Origin of the sequence: Lactobacillus gallinarum DSM 10532 = JCM 2011, from assembly GCF_001434975.1 — a bacterium.
Taxonomy (GTDB): domain Bacteria; phylum Bacillota; class Bacilli; order Lactobacillales; family Lactobacillaceae; genus Lactobacillus; species Lactobacillus gallinarum.
This window is the reverse complement of record NZ_AZEL01000053.1, coordinates 22,116-37,929: the sequence shown is the minus strand read 5'-3', so window position 1 is coordinate 37,929 and position 15,814 is coordinate 22,116. Positions and strand designations below refer to the sequence as shown.

At 37.6% G+C, this 15,814-nt stretch carries 17 protein-coding genes, 1 tRNA gene and 1 pseudogene; 7 read left to right on the top strand and 12 right to left on the bottom strand.

Features of this window, described 5'->3' with window-relative positions:
- Nucleotides 1-3 precede the first annotated feature (3 nt).
- Entirely contained in the window at nucleotides 4-396 is a 393-nt protein-coding gene (locus tag FC37_RS07450) for a hypothetical protein (protein ID WP_025006069.1), read from the bottom strand.
- A gap of 111 nt (nucleotides 397-507) precedes the next feature.
- Between FC37_RS07450 and FC37_RS07445 the strand changes: the two genes are divergently transcribed.
- From FC37_RS07445 to FC37_RS07435, 3 genes are all read left to right on the top strand, one after another.
- Nucleotides 508-708 carry a hypothetical protein gene (locus FC37_RS07445; protein ID WP_025006070.1) on the top strand — a complete coding sequence of 67 codons (201 nt, stop codon included), beginning with the start codon at nucleotides 508-510 and terminating at the stop codon, nucleotides 706-708.
- A gap of 97 nt (nucleotides 709-805) precedes the next feature.
- Nucleotides 806-1,204 carry an iron-sulfur cluster biosynthesis family protein gene (locus FC37_RS07440; protein ID WP_025006071.1) on the top strand — a complete coding sequence of 133 codons (399 nt, stop codon included), beginning with the start codon at nucleotides 806-808 and terminating at the stop codon, nucleotides 1,202-1,204.
- A 62-nt stretch (nucleotides 1,205-1,266) separates the two neighbouring features.
- Nucleotides 1,267-1,473 carry a hypothetical protein gene (locus FC37_RS07435; protein WP_025006072.1) on the top strand — a complete coding sequence of 69 codons (207 nt, stop codon included), beginning with the start codon at nucleotides 1,267-1,269 and terminating at the stop codon, nucleotides 1,471-1,473.
- Between the two features lie 57 nt (nucleotides 1,474-1,530).
- Here FC37_RS07435 and nagA read toward each other — a convergent pair whose 3' ends face one another.
- The 4 genes and pseudogenes from nagA to FC37_RS07415 form a co-directional block, all read right to left on the bottom strand.
- Nucleotides 1,531-2,685, bottom strand: a complete 1,155-nt coding sequence (gene nagA / locus FC37_RS07430; protein ID WP_025006073.1) for an N-acetylglucosamine-6-phosphate deacetylase — start codon at nucleotides 2,683-2,685, stop codon at nucleotides 1,531-1,533.
- A 16-nt stretch (nucleotides 2,686-2,701) separates the two neighbouring features.
- Nucleotides 2,702-3,415, bottom strand: a complete 714-nt coding sequence (locus tag FC37_RS07425) for a GntR family transcriptional regulator (protein ID WP_025006074.1) — start codon at nucleotides 3,413-3,415, stop codon at nucleotides 2,702-2,704.
- A gap of 165 nt (nucleotides 3,416-3,580) precedes the next feature.
- Nucleotides 3,581-3,653: transfer RNA gene (locus tag FC37_RS07420), tRNA-Thr, on the bottom strand.
- A 306-nt stretch (nucleotides 3,654-3,959) separates the two neighbouring features.
- A pseudogene (locus FC37_RS07415) lies at nucleotides 3,960-4,499 on the bottom strand (RNA-guided endonuclease TnpB family protein); the annotation flags it as partial.
- Between the two features lie 423 nt (nucleotides 4,500-4,922).
- Between FC37_RS07415 and FC37_RS07410 the strand changes: the two are divergent.
- Complete coding sequence (locus FC37_RS07410; RefSeq protein WP_056945583.1) at nucleotides 4,923-5,675, top strand: TIGR02452 family protein; 753 nt, start codon at nucleotides 4,923-4,925, stop codon at nucleotides 5,673-5,675.
- An 11-nt stretch (nucleotides 5,676-5,686) separates the two neighbouring features.
- Here FC37_RS07410 and FC37_RS07405 read toward each other — a convergent pair whose 3' ends face one another.
- From FC37_RS07405 to FC37_RS07390, 4 genes are read right to left on the bottom strand one after another with little or no spacing between them, the layout of a single operon-like run.
- Nucleotides 5,687-6,058 carry a hypothetical protein gene (locus FC37_RS07405; protein ID WP_025006291.1) on the bottom strand — a complete coding sequence of 124 codons (372 nt, stop codon included), beginning with the start codon at nucleotides 6,056-6,058 and terminating at the stop codon, nucleotides 5,687-5,689.
- 32 nt (nucleotides 6,059-6,090) lie between these two features.
- Nucleotides 6,091-8,322, bottom strand: coding sequence for a DEAD/DEAH box helicase (locus tag FC37_RS07400; protein WP_025006290.1), 2,232 nt, complete (start codon nucleotides 8,320-8,322; stop codon nucleotides 6,091-6,093).
- 11 nt (nucleotides 8,323-8,333) lie between these two features.
- A complete protein-coding gene (locus FC37_RS07395; RefSeq protein WP_025006289.1) occupies nucleotides 8,334-9,659 on the bottom strand; it encodes an ATP-binding protein in 1,326 nt (441 codons plus the stop codon).
- A 4-nt stretch (nucleotides 9,660-9,663) separates the two neighbouring features.
- A complete protein-coding gene (locus tag FC37_RS07390) occupies nucleotides 9,664-11,505 on the bottom strand; it encodes a TerB N-terminal domain-containing protein (RefSeq protein WP_056945582.1) in 1,842 nt (613 codons plus the stop codon).
- A 219-nt stretch (nucleotides 11,506-11,724) separates the two neighbouring features.
- On the opposite strand from FC37_RS07390, the gene FC37_RS07385 reads away from it, so the two are divergent.
- From FC37_RS07385 to FC37_RS07375, 3 genes are all read left to right on the top strand, one after another.
- Nucleotides 11,725-13,383 carry a phosphoenolpyruvate carboxykinase (ATP) gene (locus FC37_RS07385; RefSeq protein ID WP_025006288.1) on the top strand — a complete coding sequence of 553 codons (1,659 nt, stop codon included), beginning with the start codon at nucleotides 11,725-11,727 and terminating at the stop codon, nucleotides 13,381-13,383.
- A 188-nt stretch (nucleotides 13,384-13,571) separates the two neighbouring features.
- Nucleotides 13,572-13,859: a type II toxin-antitoxin system RelB/DinJ family antitoxin gene (locus tag FC37_RS07380; protein WP_025006287.1), complete on the top strand. Its 288-nt coding sequence runs from the start codon at nucleotides 13,572-13,574 to the stop codon at nucleotides 13,857-13,859.
- A complete protein-coding gene (locus tag FC37_RS07375; RefSeq protein ID WP_338107506.1) occupies nucleotides 13,846-14,136 on the top strand; it encodes a type II toxin-antitoxin system RelE/ParE family toxin in 291 nt (96 codons plus the stop codon). The genes FC37_RS07380 and FC37_RS07375 overlap by 14 nt, the downstream gene beginning before the upstream one ends.
- 44 nt (nucleotides 14,137-14,180) lie before the next feature.
- Here FC37_RS07375 and FC37_RS07370 read toward each other — a convergent pair whose 3' ends face one another.
- The 3 genes from FC37_RS07370 to FC37_RS07360 all read right to left on the bottom strand — a co-directional run bounded on the left by FC37_RS07370 (nucleotide 14,181) and on the right by FC37_RS07360 (nucleotide 15,801).
- Nucleotides 14,181-14,600, bottom strand: coding sequence for a bis(5'-nucleosyl)-tetraphosphatase (locus tag FC37_RS07370; RefSeq protein WP_025006285.1), 420 nt, complete (start codon nucleotides 14,598-14,600; stop codon nucleotides 14,181-14,183).
- Nucleotides 14,601-14,755: 155 nt separating this feature from the next.
- Entirely contained in the window at nucleotides 14,756-14,983 is a 228-nt protein-coding gene (locus FC37_RS07365; RefSeq protein ID WP_003632732.1) for a P8 family protein, read from the bottom strand.
- A gap of 86 nt (nucleotides 14,984-15,069) precedes the next feature.
- Nucleotides 15,070-15,801 (bottom strand): carboxymuconolactone decarboxylase family protein, encoded by a 732-nt coding sequence (locus FC37_RS07360; protein WP_025006284.1) that lies wholly within the window; start codon nucleotides 15,799-15,801, stop codon nucleotides 15,070-15,072.
- Between the last annotated feature and the right edge of the window lie 13 nt (nucleotides 15,802-15,814).

The following is a 15,814-nucleotide window of genomic DNA, read 5'->3' as shown; positions in this document are numbered from 1 at the left end:
CTATTAATTTGTTTCATTCCACGCTTTTTGCAAAACATCACTAAAATGTTGCAATTCGTTTTCATCAAACACAATTAATAAACCATTTCTAATTACATCCATTTTTTCATCGCCATTACGACTTAATTCCAAGCTAGAAACAAATAATGCATTTTCATCAGACGCTTTCATTAAGACATATTTAGCCTCATATGGGGCGCTCCCTTGACTATCGTCTAAATATTCCATAGCAATTTGATCTAGCAACTTTTGAGGGAATTCAAATGCTTGAATAGTACTCTCAGCTTCTTTTTGACTTACCCAACCTTGATAATTATCAGGTGTAACTTCATCAGGCATTTTCATTAACATAAATTGTGATTTGTTTTTATCAATAAATAATTGGCAAAGTGGCATCGCTCTTCCTCTCTTCTATTACATCATTTTCTTCTTACTTCTATTATAAGCTGCTTTTGTATCAACCATTAGAAAATCGACTACAATAATATATGAAAAGAAGTGATTGTTATGTTTAATGATAAAAATGCTATTTTAGCTAAAAATTTACACGTTGATTCTTTTAAGTATCAATCAACTGAAGATATGCCTAATGAAGCTTATGAAAAATGGCAAGAAAACCATATGAACGCCAAAGTATTCAATTTAGAATTTCGTAATATCGGTCAAAGTGGCGAATGGCAAGAAATGATCGTCATCTGGGGCGACTAAAAAGTTGGCTTTTCTTGATCTAAATCAATTTCTTATCTAATTTTTACTTGTATAATCTAGTTAACAAGTAAAGAGATTTAGACAGGAAGTAACGAATATGCTAAAAATCACATTTACTGACTCCGCATTAGATTATTTAAAAAGAAGAGAAATTGCTGACAAGACTTTGATCTTAATTACCGATGATGGCGGCGGCAAATATTCCATCAAGGGTGGCGGCTGCAGTATTGGCTCACATTTTTCAATTATTTGGGTTGATGAAAAAGATCCGGACTATCCTGTTCAATTAGACAATGATCAAGGACTTAAAATTTATACTTCTAAGTATGATATGACCTTGATGGGTCCAAACATGGTGATGGATTATAATGCTGGCAGCCTTAACCTTCGCTCCGATGAAGGAATCTTAGATGGCGGCGTTGAAATCGGCAACGGTGCTGCCCTAATTAAGGCTAACAAAAATGTTAAAATGACTGGCGTTGAATGGCGCTGCTAATAATGAAAAAATCTGCTTTTGTTTTATGCAAAAGCAAACTTTTTTAACTACAGTCAAAACTTTTGGCATTTTTATTAATTTATTTAACTGGGGATGCACGCCTGCAAACGACAGTTGGTGAATTTACCAACATTGGTTCGGTTTCAGGACAAGTATCGCAATTATATTTGTGTGATGTTTTAGCTCGAGGCTATGAACAAAAGACTGATATCGATACTGATAAACTGAAGGAACGTGCACTTCAAGCAGTAATTAAAAAATCAATCTAATCAAAAACAGGTATGCATCATGACAACGCATACCTGTTTTTCTATCTAATAATTATTTTAAGCCTTATATCTAGATACACCATCCAAATAAGTCTCACTCAAAGTCATGTCTGGATTCAAAACAATGAAATCAGCTGGCTTATCAGGCTTAATTGAACCACATTTATCAAGCTTATTAATTGAACGTGCTGGAACATATGATGCCATCATAATTGCATCTTCAGGAGTAACAACGTTCCAATCAACCAGATTCTTTACAGCTTGCTTCAACAATAAAATACTACCTGCTAAGTTATCGCCATCCTTTAAGCGAGCCATGCCGTCTTTTACATAAACTGGTAATTCACCTAACATGTAATCACCATCTGGCATGAGTCCTGCTTGCATACAGTCAGTAATCAAACAAATATGTTCTGGACCCTTAGCACGTACTAAAGCTCTGACAGTTGGTTCCAATACATGGTGACCATCACAAATTAATTCATCGGTTACTAAGCGAGCAGAATATGCAGCACCAAGCAAGTTAGGAGCATGTTGTGACATTGGTTCCATACCGTTATAAGTATGACAAAACATAGTAGCACCTGCTTCGACACATGCAATGGCATCCTTATAATCTGAGGCTGAGTGTCCTAATGAAATGATGATGCCGTCTTTCACTGCTTGACGAACAAATTCTTTGGAACCCTTACGTTCTGGAGCCATCGACATCTTAATTAGCATCCCGTCAGAAGCTTCTTCATAACGGCGAAGCTCTTCAATTGAAGGATCACGCATATACTTAGGATTTTCTGCACCAGCATGTTTAGGAGTAAAGTAAGGTCCTTCAAAGTGTAAGCCTTGAATTTTAGCACCAGTTTCTTCACCCTTATGTGCTGCATACTTTTCACAAGTTTCAATTAAATGTTTATCACTATCAGTAATAGTAGTTGGAAGCCATGAAGTAACACCTGCCTTAAGTAAACCTTCAGAAATCTTGTTGATTCCTTCCCAGTCACTCTTCATAGAATCTTCATTAACTAAACCGTGAATGTGAGTATCAACTAATCCAGGAGCAATCCATTTACCGGTATAATCAACAATCTTGCCTTCAGGCTTTTCATCTTCTGGATAATAAAAACCAAATTTTCCGTGATCATCAACTTCTAAATAACCACCAATTTCAGTTTTATTTTCTAAAAAGAATTTATCTGCATGAATGAAATATGTCATCATTTTTCTCCCCATATTATTCATTATATTGCTTAGATCTATATACAAATTTATCTCCGCGAGCGAGTGCTTGTGTAAACTCGATCGGGATGTTTTTATCATTTATTGCTTTACGGTTAATTTTTAAACTAGCCGTATTTTCTTTAACATGAAGAAGTTGAGCCGCTTCTTTAGTCAGATTAACTGTTTGTACATCTTCAAATGCCAAGACGCTAATTTGATGATATTTCTTTTTCAAAGTTCCATATAAAGTCCCTTGATTCAAATCATCTAAAGTTAAATTAGGAAAAATCTTCTCTGGCAAATAAGTGCGGTTATACACTAACGGCTCACCATCAGCCAAACGTAATCTTATCAATTCATATGCTTGATCATTTGACGCAAGATTCAATTGCAGTGCAATTTCTTTTTCTGGTGTACACAATTTAAGAGAAATATTTTTAGTAGATATTTCCTTGCCTTCGCCTTCCATCTGGCTACTAAAAGAATACATGCTACCTAAGTTCGGCTGCTTGATAAAAGTTGGTGCAACAAAGGTCCCTTTACCATGCAAACGATAAATTAAACCCTTTTCTTCCAATTCATTAAGTGCTAAACGCACAGTGCTACGGCTCACCTTGAACATTTCAACTAGTTCTCGTTCGCTCGGAAGCTTCTGATTAGGTTGATAATCTTTTTTGATATGTGAAGCCAATTGGTTCATCAATTCTTTATAAAGTGGGCTTTTCATTTACTCACCTTCTAACTGGTTAGTACCACTTTGAGTAAAATTATATCATGAAAGAGCTTTCTGCAAAGTGGTTATAACCAGTTATTTTTGGTGCAAAAAAAGACCTGCATGAATACTCAACTTCTAAAGCTGGGCTTCATTACAGGTCTTTTGTTAGTACTCTGATGCTGAATGGCAGAATCGAACTGCCGACCTTCTCTTTACGAGGGAGACGCTCTACCGACTGAGCTAATTCAGCAACCTCACAACACTAGAATTATACCAAAAGTGCGGATTGCATGCAATTAATGTTTCTATGTAAAAATGCGTTAAGAATCTCCACCCTTAACGCATTTTTCTCATACTCAACTATTTTTTAATCAGGTCAACTACCCTAGACTGAAGTCTAGGGCTTAGTGGTTCGTTAGCTTGCGCCAACCAGAACACCAACTTGCTTAGATACGGACTTGACTTACCAGCAATAATCTTTTGGCTATTGCCGATAGAGGTCGTCTAATTACCAAAGCCTTTTGAGTCCGCGAGTTGCTAACGGACTACAGCCTTTCTAGGCTGCTTCTTTTATTTTAGGATTCTGCCACTTGCCTAATCCTTTTTCTAAGATGTTCACGGCCGCATTCCAATCACGAATATGGTGCGTTCGACAGATTGGACAAGTCCATTCCCGATCCTTAAGGGTTAATTTCTTATAACCGTTTTGCCCCATAATACTGCCACATTGATGGCATCTTTGGGTGGTGTACTTAGGATCAATTGTTAGAAATTCTTTGCCATATAGATCTGCCTTATAAGCCAGCATATTAAGGAAGCTGCGCCAACCAACATCTGAAATAGCTTGAGACAAGGCATGATTCTTTAACAGATTTCTGCTTCTTAGTTCCTCGGCAACTACTAAATCGTGGTTTTTGATTAGTGCAGTTGAGAGTACTTGCAAGAAGTCATTACGCTGTCTTCTGATCTTGTCGTGCAGTTTAGCTACAACTAAGCGCTGTTTTTGATAGTTTTTTGCTAGCCGCAAATTGCGCCCTTTTTTTTTAACCCGGCGCTGCCTGCGAGACAAGACGCGTTGGGCATGGGCAAGCTGCTTGCAAACATGCCAAGAACTTTGCTCTCTTTTAGCTATTCTCATTAAATTATCTATAATAGTTAAGCTTTCTTAATAAAATCTTCTAATTCTTTTTTAGTAAATTGATCACCATATGTAAATTCTAACTGATGCAATATCTGATCATAAGGACTGCTTAAATTCTTTAATACGGTGATCAACTTCTTAAGTCCACTAATAGTAGCTTCTTCTTTATCTTCTTTATCTTCTTCTTTACCTTCTTCTTTGCCCTCTTACTTTTCTTCTAAAAGTCTTGTCTCGTAGTCCATAATCTTGTCCCTTCAATTTCCCTTAGCATTTATTATAATGGCATCAATTTAATACGCAAAAAGTTGGCAAAATTTTTTCAAAAATTCATACTTATATTTAGAAAATACAATATTTACTAAAAAGAAGGCAACTAACATGTACAGCATCCCTAAAATCAAAGATCACAATGAACAAATGACCAAGATTTATACACAGCAAATCCAAGAAACTGTCGATAACACTACTATCTACAATGATCAACCCACCTTTTCAGTTCCATCATCTTCAACTTATCCACAGTTATGTTTCACGCCAACAGATACTGCTACTGCAATTTCACATTCTAATTGGCAAACTGAAAAAACAGCTGCACTTAACTTCGCGGATTACCTAGAAGCAGGTGGCGGATACTTGCGCGGCATCGTTGCTCAAGAGGAAGTACTTTGCCTTGAATCTGATCTTTATCAGTGTCTTGCGCCATTTGAACAAACTTACTACAAATGGAATAATGCTCATATTAACCATTCTCTTTACGAAAATCGCGCTCTTTATTCACCTAACATCTTATTTGCACATCCCAAGATTTATGCACAGGTGGATATCATCTCCTGTGCAGCTCCAAATTACACTCAAGTAAAACTATCCGGCATTTCGTATAGAAATGCTTGTCTAACTTTACAAAATCGGATGACCTTCGTAAAACAAATTGCGGAGAGTCAGCACGTTGCTCACCTTATCCTAGGAGCATGGGGAGCCGGCGTTTTTGGTTTCAAAACAAAAGACGTTGCCCAAATGTGGTACAACGTCTTCAAAGAAAAATCTTCAATTAAAAAAGTGACTTTTGCCGTAATTGATGATCATCGCAATTCGGCAACACAAGATTTTAAAAATTTACTAATTAAGTCCTGAGAGACTCTTTTTTATTTTTCATTTTCTAAATTATTAATAGCAGTTTCAGCTAAAGCATAAGCTTGTTGAGCCTGATTCTTAGCTTGAACATAACCATTCAAGTTATCATCGCCACTAGCTAAAACTCGTGCAAATGCAATTTGTTCTGCCATCAAAAAGTTAAACAAAGAATCCCACTTTTTATCTGCAAACTTGATCTTTTTAGTAGAAATCTTAGGCATCATTTCTCGAGTTAAATTAAATGCCTTCTCTAAAATTTGCTCGTCCGCATCAGTTAAATCACGCACATTGTATGCTTGATGAACTTGGTGCACCTTAAGCAATTCCTTTAATAAAGTTCTGGTTTGTGCATCCTTAGATACATTTTGATTAATTTTAAGCATTGATCTTCTCTTTCCTTTTCAAGATATTCCCATTATACCAAATAGTTATCCGCCATTTGCTTAACGCAGCGTTTCATCTCTTGAATGTCTAATACACTATAAGCAAACTCCTTACGCAATAACTCTTTTGGCAAATATTGATCATACTTGTCGATTCCTGGAATTTCTTTAGGATAGACTAAATCCAGCGGATCAAAGTCTTTGTCAGCTTTCTCTTTAAGAATGCGCCAAAAGTCTTGTTCATCCCCATCCATCGCAAAATACATAAAATATGGACGAGATGAATTAAAACCTCGGATATTCAACTGCTCTCCGCACTTAATTTTGATCAACCGTTCAAGCGTCAAAAAGGCATACGTTCCAGTCCAAGGGAAAAGACACCACATATTGCCGCCAAGCTTAATCAAATTCTTTTTAGCTAAGCCAGCTAAAGCTGCAGTATCACGAGCCTGGGTTAAGCGTGCCTTGCCATTTTGCATCAGATAAGGATACATGACCTTCTCTTCCAAAACCTTTTTCATTCGTTGCAAAATCTTCGGCTGAATATCACCTGGCACATCCCCAAAGAAAGCAGGAATTCTTCCCTTCACCTCATGGCAATACACTTGATGACGCTTGCGATCGACATCGTCAACTACCCAAACTCGACCAGCAATTGCAATTTTGTCTCCAACTGGAGGTGGCTTAACAATTGTACCTAATTCTTCGCTGCCAGCATGAACACTAAATTCTTCATTTTCCGCAAAAACTGCATAAAATTTAAAGTTATTCACAACCTTTTCACCGGCAAGCCCGACTACTAATCCTTTATTCTCGGTCCATTCAATGTGGTCAATTTTAAGCAAATGCCTAAGCAAAACTTTGTAGTCTTCCTGACTAACATTATGAAAATACGACAAAGTGAGCACCCTTGAGGCAAGCTCTGCTGGCGTCATCTCTCCACTAGAGGCGAGCGTACTCATAGTTTGATGATAAAGCAAACTATACGGCAAGCGATTAGGTTCAGGCGGCTCCACCCATTTTTCTTCCGCGTAAAGTTGAACCAGGGCAATTCCCTGAATAAGAGGCCACGGAATTAATTCTGGCAGCATGGCCCGAGATTCTGGATGTTCTTCGCGCATAACAAAATGCATTTCTGGTGGATTGCCGCGACGACCTGTACGCCCCATTCTTTGCAAAAAGCCTGACACCGTAAACGGAGCATCAATTTGAAACGCTGATTCCAGCTGACCAATATCGATTCCCAATTCCAGTGTTGCAGTAGCACAAGTTGTCATATAAACATCTTCATCTTTCATCGCCGCTTCAGCTGTTTCCCGTAGTGCCGGTGAAAGATTACCGTGATGAATCATAAAGCGATCCGGCTCATGGTTATAAGCGCAATACGCCCTCAGTTCCTGACATACCGCTTCGCACTCTTCACGACTATTAGTAAAAACTAGGCATTTTTTACCACGTGTATGTTCAAAAATATAACCAATACCTGGATCAGCCAATTCAGGTGCCTTATCCGTTATAGGCTCGACTTGACTAGGATCAAAATCCTTGCTGCTGGCCTGTGGATCAGTTTTATAAAAATGTTCCATTGAAAGATGCCAAATCTGTGGTTCGTTCTGCACCTTAGGTGCAACCGTCTTTCTATTTGAACCAGCTCCTAAAAAATCGCTGGCATCTTGCAAATTACCGATGGTTGCTGAAAGTCCGATTCTTCTGGGATTAACATTTGCTAATTTTGACAAACGTTCAATTAGACAAAAGGTTTGGCCACCGCGGTCACTGCGCAAAAATGAATGGAGTTCATCAATCACAATATACTTCAGCCCGCCAAACAAATGAGGAATATCCATGTGCTTATTGATCATGAAACTCTCAAGCGATTCAGGCGTAATTTGTAAAACTCCTGATGGGTTCTTGAGCATCTTTCTTTTTTGCGTTTGCGCTACATCCCCATGCCAGCGCCAAATTGGTATATCGACATCCTGACAAAGCTCCGTCAAGCGATCGTATTGATCATTAATTAAAGCTTTTAGTGGCGCAATATAAAGCGCTTTGACCGAATCCTCTGGTTCATTATAGATATCTGACAAGATCGGGAAAAATGCGGCTTCTGTTTTCCCTGACGCAGTTGAAGCTGACAAAAGCACATTATCTTCCGTCCCAAAAATTTCCTCCGCGGCTGCTACCTGAATCGGACGTAAATTTTGCCAACCATGTTCATAAATATAGTCTTGGATAAATGGTGCATAATGTGAAAAAACATCCATCTTTTTTACCCTTAAATTCTAAATTCAGTATAATCTTGCTCTTTATTATCTGAGACAGCCTCAGATTTTGCATAATTAAAACGATCAGAATTAAGCAGATCCGTGATTTTAGTGTCAGGATTTTGCCAAACGATGTCTAGCAATTCAATAAAGTCACGAATAATTTCACGTGGCGTAATGTTAGTATCTGCACCAACGCGCGCATACTCTATCTTGATAAATTGTGCTAAATCATCATCAGTAATAGTTCTTTCATAGCCATATAAGTTAGCATGCATGTCCGCCAATTTTTCAGTTAAAACTAGCATTTCTTCTGCGGTCAATGGCTGCAACTTAATCACTGGAGCGTACATATCACGCGCACCGTTTTGAACAAACTTTCCTGTAGCAAGCCGGCTGCGAAGTGCTTCGTATGAATAAACGCCGCGGCGCCGGTCTTCAATTGCTTGTGGCGTCCCGCACATAATGATGCCTAAGTACTTCGCCTTACCCTGCAAGGTGTCATTGTACATTGTCAAAATCTTTTCATAATTATATTGACGACTAATCGCATTCGGAATTTTAAAAATGTTGACCAATTCGTCAATCATGATCATGAGGCCAGCATAACCTGCCTGTCTGAAGAAAGCCGCAAACAATTTGAGATATTCATACCAATCGCTGTCTGAAATGATAATATCCACACCCAAATCTTTTTTAGCTTCAGTCTTATGACTATACTCGCCTCTAAACCACTTAAGCACTTTAGCTTTAGTTTCATCGTCATTAGACATATAAGCGTGATAATACATGTTAAGCAATTTAGCAAAATCAAAACCATGCACTAATTCATTCAATGATGAAATTACTGCATAGATTTTCTTATCTACTTCAGCTTCAAACTTGGGATCATCATTGGCAATACCACTTTGGGCTACCTGGCTTTGCACAGAATTAATCCAACGATCAAGAATTAAGGTTAAGGCCCCACCTTCAGGACGAGTTTTGGTAGAAAGATTTTGGATTAATTCACGGTAAGTTGCTAGTCCTTGTCCTTTAGAACCTTGCAAGCGACGCTCTGGAGACAAATCGCCATCAACCACAACGAAATTTTTGTCCATTACATAATTACGAATTGTCTGCAGTAAAAAGCTTTTGCCTGAACCGTAACGTCCAACGATAAAACGAAAACTTGCACCGCCATCTTGAATAATATCAACATCATGAAGCAGGGCTTCAATTTCTTCTTTACGGCCGACTGTAATATAAGGCAAACCAATCCGCGGCACTACCCCACCTTTTAGTGAATTTAATACAGTTTGTGCAATTCTTTTTGGTACTCTTCTTTTTTCTGGCATTTTATCATCCCTTTAAAAACATTTCTTGTAAATCATCCGCATAATCTTCAATTATTTGTGGCTGATCTTGTTCATTAAATTCGATCACACTATCGCCAATTTCATCCAGCAATTTTTCATTAATATTATCAGTTAAAATCGAAACCATTAGATGGTGTTTTTGCACATAATCTTGCCACGGCTTTCCTTGCAATAAAGCCATTAGTAAAAAAATTTCGTCTTTGTCTAAACCGTAGTCATCTTGATCTACTGAAACTTCTACTTCCTGCTCCTGCTTTTGCACTTGCTCTTGTTCCTCTTGCTCAAGCTGCTTTTCCTCATCGGTTAACAGACTATCACGCGTGACAGAAGCATTGGCCCGAATCTTGTCTAAATCAGAAAAATCAATTTTAATCTGATCAATCTTTGCCTGTTTTTTTTGCTGTTGATAAGCAACAATTCCAGCCGTAATCGCCTTTAACACGGCTTGATCAATAAAACGCGGCTTGATTGCGCGTCCTAAATTCAGCTTCTCGCGTACTAAACGATCTACTTCATGCAAAAAAGTATTCAAGTTCGTTCGCTGTCTTGGCACAGCTTCTTCTTGATGAATGTACCACCAACCCTTTTTGTAATAATACTTTCTCACAGCATCAACCTTAACCGTCATTGGCTTTTTTGCTTTTCTGTAGAAAACTGCGAGCTTAAAAACGGGCTGCTCAACGACCTTCGGCTTAGCTACAAAGCCGCTGTAATAAGCTATGCCATATTTTTTAGCATCTAACACCTCTTGCCAAACACATTTTAAAACTTGAACAAAAACCTCTTTATTCTTTGCAATTACTTTTGAAGATTTCCAGTATGTCGTCTTTTTTGCAAAAACTTCCGCTAACTCTTCTGCCGTATATTTTTGCGGATAATGCAATATTTCATCATCATGATCTTGCTCAATATCTTTGGCAAAATGCTCAGCTATTTTTTCTTTTCCTAAGCCATAATAAAGCACGTAATCCTTTATCCAATCTGCCAAATATGTTTGAATTCCTAAATCGAAATTATCCACATAATTCTTTTTAAAAGCAATCAGTTTATCGTAGCCATCCTGTGGATTATCCACGCCAATATTATTAAACAGCTCATACAAATATACATATGCATAAGATGTACTAGTGCGATGGTAATCCCCCTTGCGAATCTTAGTCCTCCAGGTAAAGTAACTACGCAATTGCCCCACATTCATATCATGATAAGTGGGAAAGAAACGCTTGAAAGCAAAATATTTTTTATATTCATCTTCGTAATCAGCCATAAACTGCCCTTGAATATAAAAATTCTTCTGCCGACCTGTGCTAGGAAGAATACTGTAATCATATAATTCCCGCATTTGTCTGATTTTATCGGGAATCTCATCGTTAACTTGTCTACGCGGCAACCGCTGCTTTATTGGCTGCGCTTGATATTTTTCCTCTGTTTTTTCTCCTGGAATATAAAAATATTGGCTCTTAGCGACATTTGTATCTTGACCATTCATTGCTAATTTAAATGCATAATCTAGCGCCTTCTTAATCGCTTGCTCATCGCGATTATTAGTCAAAACTACGCCTACCCATTCTGCTCCCTTGATGCGAACCGGATCAGTAAAACCAGGCAAATCACGAATCGTTGGAGCAAAGTCACCACATTTTAAATCTAAAACCACAATACTGCTCTTGCTTGAATTTTCACCATTAATTCGAGAAAGCATAGCAAAATAGCCACTATCAAGTGGAGACATTAATACATAAGTATCCGTTGAACCTGACACAATTGGTTCAAACTTCAAGCCATATTTAGCATAAACATATTTAAAAAGCTGATTAGAATCCATTTTTATGTTCCTTTTTCGTACGTATGTTCTATATTATATCATCTATTTTATTCTTCGTCTTCTTTGCGTTTTTTTATTTTATGTATATGTTTTCGTATTTCATAAACCTTATATTTTAATATTTAGGTGGTTATACCCAGTCAAGTATGTTAGTATAATAGCTGTAAGTTAATGAAAGCGTTTTAATTAATAGCTTCCTAGAGAGGACAAAAACTTAATATGAGTACAAAAGAACGTTATTCTCAAGACGAACTTAGAAAAGCAAATCCAATGTTTAGCCGCACTCGTGCAACTATCGAAAGTGCATTTTACGGCAACAACGTACACGAAGTAACTAGTGTTGCTGAAGCTTATAATTTAGCAAAGAAGCAATCAGGCGTTATTGTTACTGACTTGCCAATCTTACACACTAAAGAATTAGGCTTGCCACATGGTGCAACCCAATTGGTTTACAACCACGGTAAGATCTTAGGTAGAACTGCCAGTGCACGTCACTTCGTTGACAATCCTAACGAAGATGCTGAAGCATTGAACGGTAACTTGCGTGAAGATATCTACAAGGGCCACGAACAAAAATACTTAAAGGCTACTGTTTTGGTAGGTCTTGACCCATCATTTACTGTTAAGGCTCACATCATGATGCCAGAAGATCAAGCCTTCAACCTGCTTTCATACATTTTGAACTTCCACTTCTTCGATGATGAAGCTGAAAAGATGTACGCAAAGTCTAAGTTCTATGATGAACCTGATATTTACTTCTACTTCGATCCTAATGTTCAAGACGAAGACTATCCAAAGGGTTTAGGCGTATTCGACGCTCCACATAACTGTGCTGCTGTCTTCAACCTTCGCTACTTCGGTGAACTTAAGAAGGGTACCTTAACCTTAGCTTGGGCTATCGCTCACCGTCACGGCTACACTGCATGTCACGGTGGTGAAAAGTCATTCCACTTTGACGATAAAGACGACAAGACCTTCGCATTCTACGGCTTGTCAGGTTCTGGTAAGTCAACTTTGACTCACGAAATGTACGATGGTAAATATGATATCACCGTTTTACACGACGATGCATTCATCATTTCACGTGAAGACGGTTCATCTGTAGCACTTGAACCTTCATACTTCGACAAGACCCACGACTACCCAGCAGGTCACCACGAAACTAAGTACTACACTACTATTATGAACTGTGACGTAACGTTAGACTCAAACGGTAAGAAAGTTATCGTTACTGAAGACTTACGTAACAACAACGGTCGTGTTATCAAGACCCGTTACACTAGTCCTCACCGTGTAGACTTTGAAAAGTCACCAATTACCGCTTTGTTCTGGATTATGAAGGATGGTTCATTGCCTCCAATCATCAAGATTGACGACCCAGTTTTGGCAACTACTATGGGCTGTACTTTAGCAACCAAGAGAACTAGTGCTGAAAACTTGCCTAAGGGCTTCGACATGAACACCTTGGTTATCGAACCATTCGCAGACCCATTCCGTGCTTACCCAGTATCTGGTGACTATACTGACTTCAAGGAATTGTTCACTAAGCGTGGAGCAAGCTGCTACAGCTTGAACACAGATGCCTTCATGGGCAAGGATATTCCAAAGGAAGTTACTAAGAAGTTAATCGAAGACTTGGCTAACGGCAACATTAAGGATAGCGACTTCAAGCCATTCGGTAACTTCAAGGGTGTAAGCTACTTACCAATTGAAGGCTACGAAGTTCACCTTGAAGACCCAGAATACCAAAAGACCTTGGCTAAGAGAATGCAAGATCGTTTGAACTGGCTTAACAAGTACGATGAAGAACACCCAGAAACTCCAATTCAAGATGAAGCTAAGAAGACCTTGGAAGCTATTATCAAGGAATTAAGCTAATAATTAGGGAAAATAATATTACCTCATATAATTAAAAACACATTTTCTTAATGACTAAAAGACGAGAGTTGTTACTCTCGTCTTTTTTGGTATAATCTTGCATTTCTATTAATTAGCTATATATCTTATATCTATTTTATTTACAGTTTCTTTAACTTACAATAAAATAGATATAAGGAGCTGATATTATGATTTCAAATAAAGAAAAATTAAGTCAAGTAAATTTTAAAATGCCAGAAAAAGATAAAAAAGAAGTTGCTGCTATTTTTAAATATTATGGTTTAGATTTGAGTACAGGAATAAAAATGTATTTAAAAGAGGTTCAACATACTAAAAGTATCCCTCTATCATTAAAACCAACTACTGAATTAGATGCTGCTATTGCGGAAGCTGATCGAGGTGAATTCGCTGGTGAATTTAATTCATTAGAAGAATTTAATCAAGGATTCGATAAGGCTTTGAATGATGAAGATTAAGTATACCCCACTATTCATTCGATCTGCCAAAAAATATAATAGAAAACATTATCCAATGGATAAAGTAAAAAAATGCGTCAAAGCAATCGTGACGAACGATCAAAAATTTTTAAAAAAGCATAAACCTTTAGACAAAGGTGTACGAGAAATGCATATAGATAGACAGTATAACGATGACTGGTTACTATACTATCGTTTTAACGAATATACTGAACAAATTGAATTAATTTTACTTGATATTGGTAACCATAAACAAACACATAGAATCATCTACTAAAAAGACGAGAGTTAATTGCTCTCGTCTTTTTGTTATGTAGATCTTTAATTACTTTTTTCAATATAGTCTTGTGCAGCTTCAAGCACTCGCATCTTATCATAAACAGTGAGATACTTTTCAGCTTCAGCACGTGTTACCCACTTATCGCCCTTGATCTCTTCTTTTTGCGTAACTACCTCTTGTCCTGCAACATATTTAGCTAAAAAGTAGGTAACCATTTTTTCTTTACCTGCAGCTAATGCATATCGCGTTTTTTGAACAAAATTAAAATCAAATTCTGGCTTTAACCCTACTTCCTCAAATACCTCTCGCTTAGCTACAGTTTCAGCATCCTCATCATTTTCTAAGTGTCCCTTAGGAAAGCCCCAATTGTCATTAATCACGCTTTGAACAATTAAAAACTCTAATTGACCATCCTCACGTCTACGGTAAATAACTGCACCAGCAGAATGTTCCAATTTCAGTCTCATTTTTATCACCCATTTCATTAACAAGACAATTATTGATAATTATTGATAATTCATATGCCGTTTGCAAGAAATATACAAAAAAATTGACCAAATTAAAATTTGGTCAATTTAAAGCAGACGAAATTATTAAGACTAGTAGAATATTTTAGTTACTTCTTTAAGTTTTTTTCGCAGTAATCCTTGATCTTGTCATCATCGGCCTTGAGCATCCATTCACAAGCTGCTTCAGTCTTCATGGTGTCATGGTTGTTTGCTTCCATTTCGTGGTCCCAAATAGCGTCACGAATAGGCATTGAGTTACCCTTTGCCCAATCAAATACTTGGTCCATTTCACGATCAATCATTGCTGTTTGTTCAATTTCTTTTGCATCTGCCATAATTATAAGCTTCCTTTCATCTACAGCTTCTATTCTAGTTCTATTAGCTTAAGCTGTTAAATGAAAGGGCTTAATTTATTAATTTTCTAATCTTTGCCGTTAACTGCTTCATCAGCTTGGTTAACGATTCTCACTGCATTAAGTGAACGAGGATATCCAATGAATGGCACATTTTGTTCAATGACCTTCATTAAGAATTCCTTGTCGTTGCCCAATCTAATATTAGTTTGCGCATGTGACAATAATTGTGGTTCACAGCCACCTTGTGCAGCAATGTAGCAAAATGTAATCATTTCGCGGTCACGATCGTCTAAACCTTTTCTGGTGTAGTAATCACCAAAACAATTATCTACAAGCCACTTGTTGATGGTACCCTTCTTGGCAAAATCCTTCATTTGCGGACCAAATAAACGAATTTGCGTCTCTTCACCTTTTTCTAGGCGATTCTTCATCGTTGTGGTTGACTGACCTGGTAGCGGCAAATCTACTCCTCTTGCAGTCAAAATATCGTTAGTTGCTTTGAAAAATGGAAAAACACGACCTAATCCTAAATAGTCAACAGCTTGATACAAAACTTCTTTAGCTTCATCTGGACTAACCCCGTTATCAAGAGCAACGGGAAGCATGACCTTATACTCGTCAATCCCTTGCATCCCTAACAAATAAGCCAGCGTTGACAACATCTTAGTTCTATCAGGCAAATCAACCGCAGCTTGTACTTCATCAAAAGCAAAATGATTAATCCGTTCTAAGGCTTCTGGATCCGTTTTTTCTAATAAGTTAGCATGAATTCTTTGTGCATCTTCTTTAATTGACATGATATTTTCCTTT